General features: G+C 51.3%; 17 protein-coding genes. 10 read left to right on the top strand and 7 right to left on the bottom strand.

What is annotated here, in order from left to right:
* Positions 1 to 23: 23 nt before the first annotated feature.
* Positions 24 to 614, top strand: coding sequence for a DUF4142 domain-containing protein (locus tag ACQG2Q_RS11280; protein ID WP_063849247.1), 591 nt, complete (start codon positions 24 to 26; stop codon positions 612 to 614).
* 75 nt (positions 615 to 689) lie between these two features.
* On the opposite strand, the gene ACQG2Q_RS11275 is transcribed toward ACQG2Q_RS11280, so the two are convergent.
* Together ACQG2Q_RS11275 and ACQG2Q_RS11270 are read right to left on the bottom strand one after the other, a co-directional pair.
* On the bottom strand, positions 690 to 2786 hold the full coding sequence (locus ACQG2Q_RS11275; RefSeq protein ID WP_022648004.1) for a pyrroloquinoline quinone-dependent dehydrogenase: 2097 nt from the start codon (positions 2784 to 2786) through the stop codon (positions 690 to 692).
* Between the two features lie 10 nt (positions 2787 to 2796).
* A complete protein-coding gene (locus ACQG2Q_RS11270) occupies positions 2797 to 3162 on the bottom strand; it encodes a hypothetical protein (protein WP_023300020.1) in 366 nt (121 codons plus the stop codon).
* A 368-nt stretch (positions 3163 to 3530) separates the two neighbouring features.
* Here ACQG2Q_RS11270 and ACQG2Q_RS11265 point away from each other — a divergent pair, with 368 nt between their 5' ends.
* The 4 genes from ACQG2Q_RS11265 to ACQG2Q_RS11250 all read left to right on the top strand — a co-directional run bounded on the left by ACQG2Q_RS11265 (position 3531) and on the right by ACQG2Q_RS11250 (position 9115).
* The gene (locus tag ACQG2Q_RS11265; protein WP_038415997.1) at positions 3531 to 4388 is read left to right on the top strand and encodes an alpha/beta hydrolase family protein; all 858 of its coding nucleotides are present in this window, start codon (positions 3531 to 3533) and stop codon (positions 4386 to 4388) included.
* A 121-nt stretch (positions 4389 to 4509) separates the two neighbouring features.
* A complete protein-coding gene (locus ACQG2Q_RS11260) occupies positions 4510 to 5475 on the top strand; it encodes a magnesium and cobalt transport protein CorA (protein ID WP_022648001.1) in 966 nt (321 codons plus the stop codon).
* A gap of 333 nt (positions 5476 to 5808) precedes the next feature.
* A complete protein-coding gene (locus ACQG2Q_RS11255; RefSeq protein WP_426759161.1) occupies positions 5809 to 7617 on the top strand; it encodes a hypothetical protein in 1809 nt (602 codons plus the stop codon).
* Complete coding sequence (locus ACQG2Q_RS11250; protein WP_426759160.1) at positions 7583 to 9115, top strand: autotransporter outer membrane beta-barrel domain-containing protein; 1533 nt, start codon at positions 7583 to 7585, stop codon at positions 9113 to 9115. The genes ACQG2Q_RS11255 and ACQG2Q_RS11250 overlap by 35 nt, the downstream gene beginning before the upstream one ends.
* A 74-nt stretch (positions 9116 to 9189) precedes the next feature.
* Here ACQG2Q_RS11250 and ACQG2Q_RS11245 read toward each other — a convergent pair whose 3' ends face one another.
* The 4 genes from ACQG2Q_RS11245 to ACQG2Q_RS11230 form a co-directional block, all read right to left on the bottom strand.
* Positions 9190 to 9951 (bottom strand): OBAP family protein, encoded by a 762-nt coding sequence (locus ACQG2Q_RS11245; protein WP_063849249.1) that lies wholly within the window; start codon positions 9949 to 9951, stop codon positions 9190 to 9192.
* Positions 9952 to 10157: 206 nt separating this feature from the next.
* The gene (locus ACQG2Q_RS11240; RefSeq protein WP_032622206.1) at positions 10158 to 11426 is read right to left on the bottom strand and encodes a Y-family DNA polymerase; all 1269 of its coding nucleotides are present in this window, start codon (positions 11424 to 11426) and stop codon (positions 10158 to 10160) included.
* A gap of 1 nt (position 11427) precedes the next feature.
* Entirely contained in the window at positions 11428 to 11847 is a 420-nt protein-coding gene (locus ACQG2Q_RS11235) for a translesion error-prone DNA polymerase V autoproteolytic subunit (protein ID WP_022647996.1), read from the bottom strand.
* 295 nt (positions 11848 to 12142) lie between these two features.
* Complete coding sequence (locus ACQG2Q_RS11230; protein WP_000343760.1) at positions 12143 to 13363, bottom strand: ISL3-like element ISKox3 family transposase; 1221 nt, start codon at positions 13361 to 13363, stop codon at positions 12143 to 12145.
* A gap of 134 nt (positions 13364 to 13497) precedes the next feature.
* Between ACQG2Q_RS11230 and ACQG2Q_RS11225 the strand changes: the two genes are divergently transcribed.
* The 3 genes from ACQG2Q_RS11225 (at position 13498) to ACQG2Q_RS11215 (ending at position 15276) form a co-directional block, all read left to right on the top strand.
* On the top strand, positions 13498 to 13737 hold the full coding sequence (locus ACQG2Q_RS11225; protein ID WP_006808847.1) for a DinI family protein: 240 nt from the start codon (positions 13498 to 13500) through the stop codon (positions 13735 to 13737).
* Between the two features lie 263 nt (positions 13738 to 14000).
* Complete coding sequence (locus ACQG2Q_RS11220; RefSeq protein ID WP_058646326.1) at positions 14001 to 14690, top strand: SOS response-associated peptidase; 690 nt, start codon at positions 14001 to 14003, stop codon at positions 14688 to 14690.
* Between the two features lie 367 nt (positions 14691 to 15057).
* Positions 15058 to 15276: a cold shock domain-containing protein gene (locus ACQG2Q_RS11215; RefSeq protein WP_022647994.1), complete on the top strand. Its 219-nt coding sequence runs from the start codon at positions 15058 to 15060 to the stop codon at positions 15274 to 15276.
* A 248-nt stretch (positions 15277 to 15524) separates the two neighbouring features.
* On the opposite strand, the gene ACQG2Q_RS11210 is transcribed toward ACQG2Q_RS11215, so the two are convergent.
* The gene (locus ACQG2Q_RS11210; RefSeq protein ID WP_213083702.1) at positions 15525 to 15689 is read right to left on the bottom strand and encodes a YnfU family zinc-binding protein; all 165 of its coding nucleotides are present in this window, start codon (positions 15687 to 15689) and stop codon (positions 15525 to 15527) included.
* 149 nt (positions 15690 to 15838) lie between these two features.
* Here ACQG2Q_RS11210 and ACQG2Q_RS11205 point away from each other — a divergent pair, with 149 nt between their 5' ends.
* Positions 15839 to 16066, top strand: a complete 228-nt coding sequence (locus tag ACQG2Q_RS11205; protein ID WP_071881491.1) for a hypothetical protein — start codon at positions 15839 to 15841, stop codon at positions 16064 to 16066.
* Between the two features lie 208 nt (positions 16067 to 16274).
* A complete protein-coding gene (locus tag ACQG2Q_RS11200; protein WP_022647993.1) occupies positions 16275 to 16382 on the top strand; it encodes a YnaM/YnfT family protein in 108 nt (35 codons plus the stop codon).
* Positions 16383 to 16511 lie beyond the last annotated feature (129 nt).

Here is a 16511-nt window from a genome sequence, read left to right as displayed (position 1 = left end):
ACCATGACCATCAGGAGAACAATATGCACACGAGTAAAACCCTGAAAAGGCTGCTAGCCGTATCAGCAGTTGCAGCAATGTTCAGCACCGTTGGCGTACAAGCCCAGACGACAAGCGCCGCGCAAACTAACGCTGCGGGCCAGGCTCAATCGGACGCCAGACTCAGCTCCGGCGACGAGAAAGCGTTGAAGGACATGGCGCAGGCCAATATCAACGAAGTCGCCGCCGCCAGGCTCGCCCTGGACAAGGCCCAGACCAGTGAAGTGAAAACATTCGCCCAGAAAATGGTCGACGACCACGGCGCCGCCCTGACCAAAGTGCAGGCCGTTGCCCAGAAAAAGGGCGTAGAGCTGCCGACCGAGCCAGACGCCGCCCATAAAGCCCTGAACTCAAGGCTTGAAAACCAGCGCGGTGACGCTTTTGACAAAATGTATATGGAATATGCTGGCGTGAAGGACCACGAGAAGGTGCTGTCGAAGCTTAAGAGCGACGCCAGTAAAATCGACGATCCGGATGTGAAGGCTTTGGCCAACGAGCACACGCCGGTCGTTGAGCAGCATCTGAAGTCCGCCGAGCAGATGTCAACGCGTGCTGGCGCATCAGCCGATAAATAAGCGCGTCGGTGAAACGACTACTGCAAAATAAAGTGGGGCCCGCAGGCCCCACGCTTATTTCACCTTCCTGATGAATTATTCCGGCAACGCGTAGACAACCACCTGATCGCCTACCTGATCCTTCAGGATCGTGTTCCCGCCAGCCACGAAGGCCACATACTGCCGACCCTTATATTCATACACGGACGGGTTCGCTACCGCTGGAGCTTCTGCCTGATCGGACCACAGCTCTTCACCGCTCTCTACCGAGTAGGCACGCACTTTGGCATCCATTGAAGCACCGATGAAGATCACGCCACCCGCCGTCACTGCCGGGCCACCAATGGTAGGCGAACCCCAGCTTTCCGGCATGAAGAAGCCATACTGCTGTGAGGCGCCAACCGGACGACGCCATTTCACATCGCCCGTGTGCATGTCTATCGCCACGATTTCGCCAAATGGCGGCTGCCAGCACGGCATGCCCAGCCAGTTGCTCGCCACCAGCAGACGCATACCGTACGGGGCGCCTTCCTGTGGGGCAAAGCCGCTTTCGTTGCCGGAGTCTTTGTCCGCGTTATCGTAATCCTCACGGCTGTAGAGCTTCACGTACTGAACGATATGCGAGGTGTTGACGATGGCGATCTGTTTTTGCGGATCGAACGCCACCCCGCCCCACTGCACGCCGCCGGCGCTATCGGGATAGGTGAGCGTGCCTTCGCCTTTGGTGGTAGGCGGAGTATACATTCCCTCATAGGTCAGGTTATCCCACAGGCGAGAGCACTGGCCGCCACCGACGATATCCGCCAGCTTCCAGATTTCCGGCTTTTTCGACTGGTCGAGCAGCGGCGCAGGTTTGGTCGGGAACGGCTGTGTAGGCGAGAGAACTTCGCCCTGGACCGAACCATCACCCTGCGGAACCGGACGCTCTTCAATTGGCCAGACGTCCTCCCCGGTCAGGCGGTTAACCACAAACAGGAAGCCCTGCTTGGTGGCCTGAACCAGCGCCGGGATCTGCTTGCCGTCTACGGTGATATCCATCAGCGTCGGGGCAGAGTTGATGTCGTAATCCCAGACGTCGTGGTGTACCCACTGACGGGACCAGACCACTTTACCGGTGTTGATGTCCAGCGCGGTGGTGGAGGTGCCAAGCGGAATTGCGTCGACGCGGTTGCCGCCCCAATAGTTGGGAGACGGCGATGAGACCGGGAGATAGACCAGCCCATTGGCCTCATCGGCGGACATGTGCGTCCAGACGTTGGCGGTACCGGTACGCTTGCGGATCTCTGCCGGTATCGCCTCAAAGGTCCATTCAAGCTTGCCGGTCTGGGCGTTGACAGAAAATACGGTACCCGGAGGCGCTTCGGCATAGGCCCAGTCTTTCCCGGCCCAACCCACCAGCAGATGGTTGCCGACGACGGTTGGCGGTTGCAGGACAGAGAGCGGATACTTGGCGTTAACGGTGTTCCACTGATTCAGATCCAGCACCCCGTTGTCCGCAAAGCCGCTGCACGGTTTGCCTGAATCGGCGTCCAGCGCAAAGAGCTTGCCGTCAACGGTGCCCATATAGACCATCTTCTGGCACGCCTCTCCCTTCACCGGATTTTTGGCCTGCCAGTAGGAAACGCCGCGGTTTTTCAGCACCGGCTGGGTCAGTGCCTTGCGCGACGATTTGGTGTCATAGTGCCACTTCTCTTTACCCGTGCCCGGATCCAGCGCAATCAGGCGATCGAAAGGGGTGCCGATGTAGAGCGTGTCGTTAGCGAAAATGGGCGTTGCGGACCACACGGTCGCTGGCGTATCACCTTTACCATCTGAGACGTCGCCGGTATGGAACTCCCAGACTTTCGTTAATTTACTGACGTTATCCGCCGTGATCTGGGTAAGCGGGCTGTATTTCTGCGCGTTAAGCTGGCCGTGGAAGCTGTCCCAGGTTGGCGTGCCGGGCACCAGCGGCGTCGCTGGCTGGCTGGCCGAGGCGACTTTCTTTCCGTCACCGCTACCGGTTGAGGCATCGTCTGTGGTTTTTGTGGTTCCAGGCGCCTGCTGATCGGCCGCATCAATATTCAGTGATTCCTGGGTCCCCTGAGAGGCCTCAGCGGCTTTATCCTGCGCCTGCAGTGCGAACGGGGTGACCAGCAGCGCCAGCGCCGTCATGCTGACTTTTATGAAGGGATAATGCTTATCGTTATGCACGGGCGGCTCCTCAGGTTCTGACGGAATGGTTGTAACGGGCGGAATGGCTGCTCAGCATAATCAGACCAATCAGGCCGACCACCATGGCTGCCGTTATGATGTACTGGTGCAGCAGCGCGGCGGCAAAACCAATACCCGCCAACACCACCAGGGTGACAATAATCAGGAAAACACGCGCCCCGCGCCCCGATGCCGCACGTAACACAAAGATCAGTATCGCCAGCACCGCGCTGGCAATGGCCACGCCCAGTGCGCCAATGGTGCCTGTGACGCCGGTAAGCGGCGTCCACCAGGCGTATAGCGCCACCGCGAAGCCTATAACCGCGGCCAACAGCAGCAAAATAGTGCCGACGCGCGAAGATTGAGAATGCAACATACCAGGAATCCCCCTCTAAAAAATGCAAAATGGACCAACATTAAGGCGTTTTCGTGGATATATGTCCCTGCTGTTCGCGCGTGCAATGGCTATTAAAACAACGCGACGTGAAAAACGGCGGCATATTTCCCTAAACGTAACTGAGTATAGAAGAGGATTTTTTAAAGGGGCGTTTATCCGGCGAGTACCCTTCCTCACGTTGAGCCCATAAGGCAGTGTGTTTCGCTAAAAACGCACGGGCGAGGTTTATTGTCTGCTTTGAGCGAGGGACAAACGCTGGGGTGTAAAAAAAAATCGCCAGATGGGGTAGTAACGGCTAGATTTAATTCAGGCATAACTGGTATGACCACATAAATAAGGCTCTATGAATGCGTTCAGTCATAATACCCGTCAATGAAGGTGGATTTCTGGCAGCCACAATTTGGGAAAGAAGCGATGCCAAAGCGATAGTGCTCCTTCATCCGGCAACGGCGGTTGTACAGGGATTTTATAAGGGATTCGCAGAATATCTTTTTAACAGAGGTTTCAACGTCCTCACATACGATTATCGCGGCACCGGCCTCTCTAAATCCGGGCTGGTCCGTACTTACCGCGTTTCGATGTCTGACTGGATCGACCAGGACGTCGGATGTATAACCGCCTGGGCTAAAGCACATTTTCCAGGGCTTAGCCTGTTGGCGGTAGGACACAGTGTGGGCGGGCATGCCGTTCTGCTTTCAACAGCCACCCACGCCCTGCAAGCTGCGGTCATTGTAGCCTCACATGCCGGGGTGACGAGCACCATCAAACGCACCACTGAAAAGGTGCGTGTCTGGTGCGTATTACGTGTTCTGGCTCCGATTCTGTGCCGTATCTTCGGTTACATGCCTGCCAGGCGCCTGGGGCTGGGTGAAGATTTACCGGCACCAGTCATGCTTCAATGGGGGCGCTGGAGCGCAATGCCTGGATATTTTTACGATGATCCACACTGGAATGCACGCCAACGGGCAAGTGAGATCACCCTACCCGTGCTGGTAATGGGATTTGATGACGATCCCTGGGCTAACCGTGAAGCTATTGCGCGGCTGATGGAGCCGGTGCAACAAGCAAAAATAGAACGCTGCGAGATACGGCACGCAGAGTTTGGTCTTTCGTCCATTGGGCATATGGGATTTTTTCGTACGCGATGTGCGGAGAAATTATGGCCCGTCGTCGGTCAATGGCTGGAGAGTCAGTGCCCGGATTGAACGACGCGTGAACATGACCTTTCTGAGTATTCAACATATTAAAACCTGCCGGCATAAAAATTTGGAAATTTAACGGAAATGGTTAAGCTTCTTAGACACATGCTTAAGGGATAGTCAGGAAATGATTGTTAACTGTATGGTCTACCGTTCAGGCCACCCCGCCGAAACCGTAGATATTGAGGATATCAGTGAAGTCATCCAGGATACCGATGCGTTTATCTGGCTGGGGCTTTGGCAGCCTGAACCTGCGTTTATGTACAAAGTCCAGGAGGAGTTCGGTCTGCACGATCTGGCCGTTGAGGATGCGCTTAATGCACATCAGCGACCTAAAATAGAGCGTTATGGCAGCTCGGCATTTATCGTTGTAAAAACCGTCAGTGGACAGGACGACAATATTGAGTTTGGCGAAACGCATTTGTTTGTGGGCCGAAACTTCCTTATTACGGTGCGCCATGGTGCTTCAGTGAGCTATGCACCTATACGCGCCCGTGCTGCTGAGGCCCCGGACATGCTTTCGTACGGTCCGGCTTATCCTCTTTACTGTATTCTGGATTTTATTGTTGACAGTTATGCAGAGCTGACTGCGCGCCTCAACACCAAAATTGGTGATATAGAAGCGACACTTTTTCACAGTGAATTTGACCGTGAAGCTATTCAGGACGTGTATTCCCTCCGCCGTAATCTACTCGGGCTTCGCAACGCCGCTCAGCCAGTAGAAGAAATCTGTACAGAGCTTATCCGCATTCATGAAGAACTTATTCCAAAACCCCTCAGGGCGTATTTCAGAGATATTCAGGATCACGCAAGCCATGTAGTAACGGATGTAAATGACATGCGTGAGCTGCTAAGCAGCGCGATGCACGTTAACCTGGCACTGGTTTCAGTGCAGCAAAACGAAGTCGTGAAGAAACTGGCCGGTTGGGGGGCCATCCTCGTGATCCCGACGGTAGTCTTTAGCATGTATGGTATGAACTTCGAACATATGCCGGAACTGAAGACGCTCTTTGGTTATCCGGCTACGGTCGCTGTCACGCTGGGAGCCTGTGTATTACTGTGGCTTCGGCTCAAACGCTCTCGCTGGCTTTGATTGATAAGCGATCTGATAGTTTTTGGTGTCGTGAAGTACAGTAAAGCCTCACGCTTATGTCGATTATGCCACGACACCATACCCTATCCGTTATTTCCCCTGCATATGTCGGTACATTCCTGTTCACCGGGACCCGGTTGCTCAATCCGGGATCGCTCGCTCCACCGTTTATAAAATCCTGAAAAACGAGGCTATCACAGGGCAAGGTGACTCGTTATTCTAAATTATCAAACCACATCGATAATTATTATATTTGTTTATGATTCATTGAGCTCAGATGTGAATTTATATTGACGGACGTAAACATTATTTTTTCACACAAGGATGGTTAATATGAAAAGGGTTTTTATGACGGCTGCATTAACGGGTTTATTTGTCAGTAATAATCCGTATGCAGGAGAAAGCTATCTGGTCTATAACCCACATAATATTGCGGTATTTGAAGTGCGTTTCTTTAATGTTGGCGACGGCCCCTTTATGCCGGACTGGCCGAATGCGTCTGAGTCAACCTGGGATCTTGGCCAGCAACAAAAAGAAAAAATACTCGATGCTATGCGTTACTGGGCTGAGGTTATTACCCCCAGCCCAGGGCAACTGCCTGCCATTATCAATGTGGGGACGTTTAACGACGAGAATGCCGCAGGTTCCAGCGATTCAGTTACCGACGGCATTATAAGTCTGACGCAGTTGCAAGGCGCATTGAACGGTATTGATACCGGAGAGCTAACCTTTGGCTCCCACGCCCAGTTCATCATGGGCAAACTGGATTTTGATAACGTTCCCTATGTGCCCGCGCAATTGCCGCGCACTGGAAAGGCCGATCTGGTCAGCGTCGCTGTTCATGAGCTGGCACATGGACTGGGAATATCCAATATGGTTACCGATCTGCAAGGAAGTGGCACATTCACGCCTGCTTTTGATACCGTGCCTTTTGGCTCCTGGACCAGCCATCTGCGCGATGACCGTGGCAATCCTGCCCGACCAGGGCAAGTAATATTGTGTAATGGATGCAATAACAGATGGGATCCACAAGGCTTTGATGTACGGCTTGATAAAGGCTATTTCACCGGCAGGCATGTGGATGAAGTCCTTGCAGGCGCCATGCCTGGCGTGCCGGTGAAAATGTTAGCAGACGACGGCTCGGTCGATGATAACGACATGAGCCATATCGAGCTGAAAAACAGCATGATGAGCCATCAGAACTACCGCAATTACACCACGTTTATGGAAGCGGAACTGGCGTTGCTGCAGGATATGGGATATCAGATTGACCGGCGTAACTTTTTCGGTTTTTCGCTATATGGCAACGGGCAAACGCTCGTTAACCGCAATGGCTTTTTTCAGCGTAATCAGCAGGCGGATGGCTATCTGGCTGGTCAATACAATACCGCTAATCTGGGAGTTGGCCTGCATGTGTATGGCAGTAATAACCATATCTTTCAACAAGCGGACCTGTTGACGTCAGGGGCTGGCGGCGCGGGCATCCGTATAGATGGGCAAAATAACACCCTGAGCATCGATCCCGGTGTACGGATATACGCCGATGGCGTTAATGGCCGTGGGGTGATGTTTGCCTACGGTAAACAGCACAGCCTTATTCAACGTGGCGACGTTCAGGCACTGGGAGCCAGTGGCGTCGGTATCAGTTTTGATTTTGGCAATAACCTCCTGGGTAACGAGGTGGACTATCGCGGATCCTGGCTTCATATCGTGGACGGCTATTACGATGCGTTATTACCCGAGTTGCAGGGAGCGCTGGTAGACAATGCCGACATCAGCGGACGGGTTGCCGGTAAAGGCGCGGCGATTTATATATCACCGAACGCGCTGGTCGGTAATATAAATATATTAACGGGTGCCCGGCTGGAGGGTGATATTTATTCGGACTACACCCAGCGGGATGACTATGGCCAACAGCGGTTAACGCTTCTTACCTTCGGTCGGAAGGCCAATGCGTACGGGCAAGCGACGGAAGCTGCCGATGCTGATTTCAGCTTTACGTACCGCGGAAACATTGAAGGTATCAATAATCTGGCACTGGACGCGCACGGAGGGAAAACCTCGCTTAACGGCGATTTCCAGATTTACAGCATGACTATCGCGCCAGGTGCCAGCCTGTCCGGCAACGCCATATACGCTTAATGAGGAAGGCCGCTTTGTAAATAACGGGATCCTTGCGCCGGGTAATTCACTTGGGCAAATCAAAATATCCGGTGCTTATCAACAGGGGAATACCGGGCAGTTGTTGTTGGAAGTCGACGGGCGCGGCAGGCATGATACTCTGCAAGTGGACGGTCACGCACAATTTGACGGTCAACTGACGTTTGCGCCGCAGCCGGACTGGTATGCGACAAACTGGCGTCTGAATACGCAAGATTTGCTAAAAACGGACGCTTCCGACGGCAATTTCAGTGCGGTGAACAGCGTGCTCCGTTCACCCACGCTAACGCTGCAAACAACGCCACAAGGAAAGAATGGCTGGCAGCTCTCAATGCTGCGCGCTTCAAACGCATACAGCCGGTATGCGCAGGACGCTAATGCGCGGCAGGTAGGGCAAGCACTGGATAAAATTGTGGCGGAAGCTAAGTCGGATATACAACCGCTGTACCGTACTCTGGATTTCTCAGCCACTGATGGCGGGAGTATCAGCAATGCCTTGCCGCAACTTTCTGCGGGCGCCTACAGCGCCATGTTCGCAAGTTCCCTGCAGCGTGAACAGCAGATAGCGCGGATCGTTGGCGGGCCAAATCCTGTGGTTATGCCGAAGCAACTGACGGAAGGCGAATGGCGCAGCTTTGCCATACCCTTTGGCGGCGGCTTCTGGCAACAGCGTCAGGGTGACAGTGTAGGGTACGACGCCAGCAGTTATGGCATTGTATTCGGTGCTGAAAAACAAAACGATGAGAATCACAACTGGATGTATGGCTTTCATGGTGCGGTCAGCGGTCAGTCGGTGACGGTGAAATCACCAGAAACCGCAACCGGGAAAACCACTGCTTTCGATCTGGGTGTTCATGCTCGTTACGGCGCTGAAAGGTCCGAAGGAATGTATTTATTCGGCACTGGCCGATTGGGTATTGAAGACAGCTGGCTGGACAGAAACATTAATGTAGAAACTTACGGAGCAAGCCACCATGCCACCTGGACCGGATTGTCAGGTTCTGTTACGGCCGGCGGAGGCTATCGATGGGCGCTGAATAATAATGTGAACGCCGGACCGGTAACGTCATTGAATTACACCACATTACATCGTCCCGGCGTGAAGGAAAGCGGCAATGACGGCAGCCGACTGATGCTGGGTTCGCAGACCTTCGATTCTCTGAGATCAAGTATCGGGGTGAATGGTAACTGGAATGTACCCCTCGCTTCAGGGGCATCGTTCGCAGCTGAGCTGCAGCTCACCTGGGATCATGAACTGCTTGATGGCAACGTAGTGCAACAAGCCTCTTTCGCCAACTATCGAAGCACAGGGTTTAGTTCCAGGAATCAGGTGACTGGTCGTGACAATCTGGGTGTTAAAGCAGGTATGAGCTATAAAATCAACGCTGATGTCGAATTGGGCATCGGGGTTGAAAGCGAAATGTTTCGTTCTGGCTATGACTCGATTGCAGGTAATCTTTCAGCCACCTGGCGTTTCTGATGTCTGAGGACGAGAAAATAATAGGACTGGCCCTGTCCCCGGCGTTGCCGGGGTATTCCTGAAGGCTTTTGATATCAAAAATGGCTTGTGTCGCCCTGGCCATGCTCACCTGAACCTTTAACCCGCTTAAGCTGGATCTCTTCACCACGTTGCCAGGCATCCGCTCCCTTAGCAACTGGGTGCGCCACAATATCCTTACGTTCTTCTTTGATGGCTTGCGTGCTTACGTTAAAGCGTCGATCTCTGTCCGCCAGAAGTTTAGGGTCTAACTGCCCTTCCCCGGTAAAGCCCATCATCAGTGCCGGAATGCCGAGCGGCAGCTTTTTATCGCGGTCGGTGTGCCAGGTATGCCAGGTCTTGCCGTAGGTATTCACAATTTTGCTCATCAATGCTTTGTCAGCCACTGCAGGTAAACCTGGAGCAATCAGGCTGCCGGATTTCACTTCATATTGATGGCTGTGCCACAATTTTTTTTCTTCCGGCGGCAGTGTGTTAAACAAACGCTCACTAATGATGTACTCAACGCCCATTAAACGGGCATCTTTGGTGTTACCGTCGTAGATCACCGCCTGCATCACGTCTTCATTCAACACGGTTACATAATGATGGGCTTCCATCTGGCCATTTTTATCCCCGCTATAAAAATGGAAACCGTCAAGGTAGGCACTCATTGCATCAATGGGCGGACGGGACTGGATAAGCTGAGCACCGGCTTCAAGCGTGCTCGTCCCGACGGAGGTTTTTACACCCGGAACAGGCGTATTTGAAGGGGTATTGTTCGCGCCACAACCCACTAACGTCAGGCTCGACAATAATAAAAGCGATAATGGTTTCATTGACCCTCCCTGTAAAAGTCACTTTACTGAAAGTAGTAGATTCGCGCAGACACGCCAGGAGAGTTTTTATTAAACCATCCGGCAAACTGGCGTACGTTCCGTTTAAGAACACCATTTAAATACTGGCAGAAAGAGCATCAGAGATTTGTTTGATCAATTGCCATTTATATCAATGTCCGCTTCTGGCACAAAACAGCCATTAACATTCATCGAATTCTCAGTAAATCTGAATACCGGGTCGTATACCGCGGCGAAAGCATTTCACGCTTCATCTGCCATTGCTGCTGTATGCCCTGCCCGGCAAAATAAAGCGTACCCTTTCCATCTTTCGCGTTCAGACGATCCAGCACTTCCATCAGCTTTTCACTTCCGGCACGCGGCGCGCTATTGTCAAACAAATTGAGCTGGGCAACGCCCTGGCTGAAGAAGTCCCCGAGCATAATGCCGGCTTTCTGGTAGCGGTGGCCCTCCTTCCAGATTTTGTCGAGGCACTTTACCGCGGCGTTGATAATGTCGCGGGAGTCCTGAGTGGGTGTGAGAAGCGTCATTGAGGCACTGTTGCCGTAATAGGGTTCGTTCAGAGCGAACGGAGAGGTCTTTACGAACGCCGAGATAAAGCGGCAATACTGGTGCTCGCCACGTAACTTCTCAGCGCCACGGGCCGCATAGCTGCATATAGCCTGGCGCACCTGCTCGTATTCTGTCACGCGCTCACCGAATGACCGACTACAGACGATCTCCTGCTTTGTCGGTGCAAACTCTTCCAGATCGAGGCACGGCTCGCCGCGCAGCTCCCGGACCGTTCGCTCCAGCACTACATTGAAGTGCTTGCGGATAATCCACGTGCTCTGCTCTGAGAGATCCAGCGCCGTTTTGATACCCATCGCATTGAGCTTCTTGCTGATGCGCCTGCCCACGCCCCATACGTCCTCTACAGGCACGATAGCCAACAACCGGCGCTGGCGGTCGATATTGGATAAATCAACCACCCCACCCGTCTGCTGCTGCCATTTCTTCGCCGCGTGATTTGCCAGCTTCGCCAGCGTCTTCGTCTGGGCTATGCCAACGCCGACCTTCAGGTGCGTACGCTTCAAAACCGTTTCGCGGATCTCCTTGCCAAAATCAGTCAGGTCCCGGCAATTACGAACCCCGGTGAGATCACAAAAGGCCTCATCAATGGAATATATTTCGACGCGAGGGCTTATTTCTTCCAGCGTGGTCATTACCCGGCTGGACATGTCAGCGTAAAGTTCGTAGTTACTGCTGAAGCAAACCACGCCGGCGCGCCGGAACAGGTCTTTCTGCTTAAAGTATGGCGCCCCCATGGTAACGCCAGCGGCTTTGGCCTCTGCGCTGCGCGCTATCACGCAACCGTCGTTATTTGAGAGGACAACCACCGGTCGGCCTCTCAAATCTGGCCTGAATACCGTCTCGCATGATGCATAGAATGAATTCACATCACAGAGCGCAAACATATCAGCTGGCCGATTTAACAATAAAAGTGACCACACCAAAAACGTCCAGCGTGTCTTCACTGCCAACGATAATCGGTGAATAAGCGCTGTTCATCGGATTGAGTTGAACATTAGGCCGCAGTTGCAGGCGCTTAACGGTGAATTCCCCTTCCACCGCGGCGATGACGATATCGCCGTGCTCAGCCGTTCGGGAACTATCGACCACCAGTAAATCGCCGTCGCTTATTCCCCCTTCAATCATTGAATCACCCGCGGCTTTAACGAAATACGTCGAGCTGGGGTGGGCAACCAGAAGTTCATTAAGATCAATGCGCTGCTCCACATAATCGGCAGCCGGGCTTGGGAATCCGCACTGAACTAAATCACTGAAAAGTGGAAGCGCGATAATCTCACGCAGTTCTGTAGGTCTGATAAATTCCATTACGCATACCTCTAATACTGTTTTTATATACAGTAGTTTTGTTTTGAAGCACGCGCAAGGCAGCTGAACCGTAGCGACTGTTTAAACCTTCACCGTTTCGTTTGTAAGTTTCTCTCTGGCTTCAAATTATGGTTTTTGTAAATTTTACGATTAAACGCTTCGACTGCTCGTTTTAAAGGCTAAATGAATAGATTGTCATCAACATAAACAAGGTGAAGGGCGGCATGGCATTTCTTTAGCCGGAATGCCGTTTGACTGTACCCATATGGGTCTTCCCCGATCATGGTGGGAAGGCTCAGAACGCCATATTCAGCTTTCCGTAGTGGAACATCACCCCCAGTTTAAAGCGCTCCCGGTTTCGGTATCCCCTGGCTTTTATCCTCAGCAGCCTGATCTTGCTGTTAAGTGCCTCCGCATTTCCGTTTGAGACACTGTGTCGCATCGCATTCAGGATCCCGTACAGCCTTTTTCCTATCGTTTTCGCGGCATTTTTCATCATGGGAACGTCACTGTTAGCCGCCAGCGCCAACCATCTCTGCCAGTCACTCCGTCTTTCCTCGCTCCATGGCCTGTTCCAGATATCCTTTGCCAGCTCTTTCAGCGCCCAGCACTGGCTCGTCAGCTTCATCTGTGCACGCAGCCACATCAGCTTTTCCTGCCGGGATTCGGTCATCCACTTATCGCTGTACTGCCACAGGAAGCGGGTTCCTTTTGCCTGGTGTCGGCTTTCAACAGGGAGGTGCGGATGTTCATTCTGACGGGTTTTATCAACTACCTCGCCCAGTTGCTTCGCCACATGGAAGCGGTCAAAGGCGATTTTCTCAACCGCACTGGGTAAGTGGATACGCGCTGCTCTTATATAGCCCGCGTTCATGTCCATTGAGAGCGTTTTGATAGCCAGCAACTGCCCATCAGTGAGCGTGCGAAGATAGCCGGCAAGACTCTCTGTGCCGCGATCATCCGTTAAGGCCAGCGCCCGACCATCGCGATCGGAGATCACCGTTATGTAACGATGTCCTTTTTTAAAGGCGACCTCATCCACATTCATATGACGGGCGGATAATGGCTTTTTTATCCGGGCAAGACCTCGCTTAACTGCCCGGGTCATAATGCCGTCAACCGCATTCCAACTGAGCTTAAGTTGCTTCCTGACAGCATCAACGGTGCTGATTTTCAGCCATGAGAGAACGAACGATTCGAATAGCAACGTATACCGGCTTCCGGGGCCAGCCCACGGAACAGGCAACGTCAGGCAGCCATGCTCCGGACACATAATTCGTGGAACATCGGCTTCAACAATAGTGGTGAACTGGCAGGTATCAAGATGGCGCCATTTACGATGACGGTGATCGTGAACAGAACAGGATTTACCGCAGGTCGGACAGGCTAGCCGGGTGTTTTCAGCGATCTCAATAGTGACAGTAACAGAACCGGCATTTTCATCGAGAGAAAGGGACTTTACCTGCCACGGATCGGACAGGTTGAGAATATGAGCGTAGAGGGACTTTTCGTCCATGGCGGTGACCTCTGGCGATTAAATACACCATTATCATGCCTTCAGCCACCACAACAAGGGAAGACCCACCCATATACAGTAGTATTTTTACGTGCAGACAGAATCGCACAATTAATATTCATAGGGAAAAAATAATGTTTGTTGAACTGGTTTATGACAAGCGAAACGTACAGGGGCTGGAGGGAGCCAGGGAGATAATTCTGGCTGAACTGACAAAACGTGTGCACCGGATTTTTCCTGATGCCAGCGTGACGGTTAAGCCAATGCAGGCGAATGGCCTGAATAGCGATGCCAGCAAAAGCGACCGGGAAAAGCTGAACCGTATGCTTGAGGAAATGTTTGAAGAGTCGGACATGTGGCTGACGCAAGAGTAACAAGGTTAACAAATACCAGCCCACCGGGGAAAAACCGGGCGCAATGCCCGGTTCTGTTTTCAGCCAGTAATGCCTTTAATCACTCACCCGCGGTTCTCCAGCATCGGTTCATTTCTCGGATCGTGCCCGCAAGATAAAAACGCCTCCCGGAATTTCTGCCCATTTTCTCGCGTTATCTTGTACAAGATACAGCTTTTGCATGTCGATCAAGTCATCTTATCCCTGCCCTATACTTTGAGTATGACATCCGACTGGAGGTTTCTATGTGTGGACGCTTTGCACAAGCCCAAACCCGTGAAGAATACCTGGCCTACCTTGCCGACGAAGGCGATCGCGACATCGCGTATGACCCGGCCCCCATTGGTCGGTACAACGTCGCGCCCGGTACCAAAGTCCTGCTGCTGAGCGAACGCGACGAACTACTGCACCTCGATCCGGTGTTCTGGGGCTACGCACCTGGATGGTGGGACAAAGCACCACTGATTAACGCACGTGTAGAAACCGCGGCCACCAGCAGAATGTTTAAACCTCTGTGGCAACATGGCCGGGCGATCTGTTTTGCCGATGGATGGTTCGAATGGAAGAAGTCAGGTGACAAGAAACAACCCTACTTCATCCACCGGGCCGACGGTCAGCCAATCTTTATGGCGGCGATCGGAAGCACACCGTTTGAGCGCGGCGATGAAGCCGAGGGATTTCTGATTGTGACGTCTGCGGCTGATAAAGGCCTCGTCGACATTCATGACCGCAGGCCACTGGTTTTGTCACCAGAAGCGGCACGCGAGTGGATGCGACAGCATGTTGGCGGGAAAGAAGCTGAAGAGATAGCTTCAGATGGTGCAGTGCCCACCGATAAGTTCGTCTGGCATGCGGTAACGCGTACAGTAGGAAATGTAAAAAACCAGGGGAGGAATTTGATTGAGCAAATAGAAATCAAATCTGAACTTAGTTAGACCTGCACTTTTTAGATGGGATAATAAAACCCTTCCCTCTATTGAAGTCAAAACCTTTGACAACTCCTGTCATTTTACGAGACAAATTATTTCCTTGCTATAAATCAAATTTGACGACACAGGAAAAATTTGGATTGGCTAATCTAATCTGTATGGCCTCCCAGATGGCTAAAATAAGATTTGCTTAAAAGATCTACACGTGCCTTAATGATGCGGTTGGTTCGATGCAATGTGAATCTGACTTTTCCAAAGTAGTCCTCATAACCAGGTGCTATCTCTGATATCCCCTCCTCTTGAGTCCATACGTATGCCATCATGCGTTTCTTTTCATGAACTTGTAACTTTTAAGTGTTCAAGTGGAGTTTTTATGTCATCAAAAATGATAGGTCTTGTTAAGTGGTTTAACGATGATAAGGGCTTTGGCTTCATCTCCCCACTCGATGGAAGTAAAGATATCCTTGTTCACTCTTCTTCTCTACAGGGAGAGACATTCAAAACTCTTTTTGAAGGCCAAAAAGTTAAATTTGCTGTCATTGCCGGTACCAAAGGTCCGACAGCTGCAAATGTTACGCTTTGCGATAAATAACCCCCCTCAATGACCGCTTAAGCTTCTGTGAATTAAATAATCAGAAGCGTCATTTATCGTTTGCGAATATCATTACAACAGGCCAGCATATTTACAGCACCGTCAAATTTGCTGACCGATGTGATGAAATGCAGGACTGCTGCATGAATAGTCTCAAAGCAGAAACTAACTGCTTATAAAATATTAAAGTGCGTAAGAGGTTAGGCAGCCTCCAAAAGCATCACTTCTTAGTTATTATATGAGATTTTTTAGTAATGTTGAGGGGATTTGAACAACGCGTTGCAGTAAGGGCAAACCAGTTGAGCTCCCTTTTGTACACGATTGTAACTATGCTCCGAGTCTCTTGTGCAGTTTGGACAAGGGCATTTGACTAAATAATTTCGGCGGAATTGCGTGTTTTTACGTGCAGACATAAGCTTCTCCAGTACAAATGGACTGCTACAGTACACGTTAAGGCAGAATATTGCTTGTTTTAATTTCGAAAGAGGTAACTAAACGTCAATAAATCAACCCCTTTCGAACAACCCCGGGCCATAAAACCCCCTGAAATACATGGTGATACATGAAAAAAGTAATTATTTTCTTTAATGGTAAACCAGGTAAAGTAATCACCGTACTTAAGGGCGTGACATCAATACGCGAACAATACCCTAATGGAGAAGGGATAAACCTTCCGATAATGTCAGCCGGTTTTCCCTCTTTAACAGGTGACCATGAAGTTATCTATGTTGCATCAGATCGAGAGCTTACATCTCAGGAAATATTAGATGCAGCCAGGAAGTATCTATAAGCTTCAATATCTTCTACCAACACTGCAGATAACCTTTAGTAACAAGCATTATTAAAACAATTAGGAATTATCAGTATTGCCTACCTGGCGTAGGCTTTTTTTTCATTTAGCAGACGATACATTCCTGTCTAATGTCATATATTTTTTAGGACTCGGAACATTTTTTGATTCAAACAGTCTAAAAGATATACTCACAAAGGGGGCCTTTATGACAACGCTTATCATCTCTACTATCGTGGCAATGGTACTGGCATTGATGATTTTAAGTCTGATCAAGATCGGGATCAGCGTATCGAACAATCCTGATGAACTGTAATGTATTCAAGTTTCCATAACCTCTTTATTTACTGGGCAGCCTATTCACCTTTCCTCGCAGGCAGCGCCACTCCAGCCCCGGGTACGTGCCACAATTAATTCCCTCTCCATTGGCGCAGCAGGAAGCTGC

Source organism: Enterobacter cloacae complex sp. 370H10 (assembly GCF_050031535.1).
Lineage (GTDB): Bacteria > Pseudomonadota > Gammaproteobacteria > Enterobacterales > Enterobacteriaceae > Enterobacter > Enterobacter intestinihominis.
This window is presented reverse-complemented; position numbering and strand designations above follow the sequence as displayed.

What these genes read in the sequence shown, in the direction of transcription:
- ACQG2Q_RS11280 (WP_063849247.1), top strand. Translation starts at nt 24, where the DNA reads ATGCACACGAGTAAAACCCTGAAAAGGCTGCTAGCCGTATCAGCAGTT.
- ACQG2Q_RS11270 (WP_023300020.1), bottom strand. Translation starts at nt 3,162, where the DNA reads ATGTTGCATTCTCAATCTTCGCGCGTCGGCACTATTTTGCTGCTGTTG.
- ACQG2Q_RS11265 (WP_038415997.1), top strand. Translation starts at nt 3,531, where the DNA reads ATGCGTTCAGTCATAATACCCGTCAATGAAGGTGGATTTCTGGCAGCC.
- ACQG2Q_RS11260 (WP_022648001.1), top strand. Translation starts at nt 4,510, where the DNA reads ATGATTGTTAACTGTATGGTCTACCGTTCAGGCCACCCCGCCGAAACC.
- ACQG2Q_RS11255 (WP_426759161.1), top strand. Translation starts at nt 5,809, where the DNA reads ATGAAAAGGGTTTTTATGACGGCTGCATTAACGGGTTTATTTGTCAGT.
- ACQG2Q_RS11245 (WP_063849249.1), bottom strand. Translation starts at nt 9,951, where the DNA reads ATGAAACCATTATCGCTTTTATTATTGTCGAGCCTGACGTTAGTGGGT.
- ACQG2Q_RS11240 (WP_032622206.1), bottom strand. Translation starts at nt 11,426, where the DNA reads ATGTTTGCGCTCTGTGATGTGAATTCATTCTATGCATCATGCGAGACG.
- ACQG2Q_RS11235 (WP_022647996.1), bottom strand. Translation starts at nt 11,847, where the DNA reads ATGGAATTTATCAGACCTACAGAACTGCGTGAGATTATCGCGCTTCCA.
- ACQG2Q_RS11230 (WP_000343760.1), bottom strand. Translation starts at nt 13,363, where the DNA reads ATGGACGAAAAGTCCCTCTACGCTCATATTCTCAACCTGTCCGATCCG.
- ACQG2Q_RS11225 (WP_006808847.1), top strand. Translation starts at nt 13,498, where the DNA reads ATGTTTGTTGAACTGGTTTATGACAAGCGAAACGTACAGGGGCTGGAG.
- ACQG2Q_RS11220 (WP_058646326.1), top strand. Translation starts at nt 14,001, where the DNA reads ATGTGTGGACGCTTTGCACAAGCCCAAACCCGTGAAGAATACCTGGCC.
- ACQG2Q_RS11215 (WP_022647994.1), top strand. Translation starts at nt 15,058, where the DNA reads ATGTCATCAAAAATGATAGGTCTTGTTAAGTGGTTTAACGATGATAAG.
- ACQG2Q_RS11210 (WP_213083702.1), bottom strand. Translation starts at nt 15,689, where the DNA reads ATGTCTGCACGTAAAAACACGCAATTCCGCCGAAATTATTTAGTCAAA.
- ACQG2Q_RS11205 (WP_071881491.1), top strand. Translation starts at nt 15,839, where the DNA reads ATGAAAAAAGTAATTATTTTCTTTAATGGTAAACCAGGTAAAGTAATC.
- ACQG2Q_RS11200 (WP_022647993.1), top strand. Translation starts at nt 16,275, where the DNA reads ATGACAACGCTTATCATCTCTACTATCGTGGCAATGGTACTGGCATTG.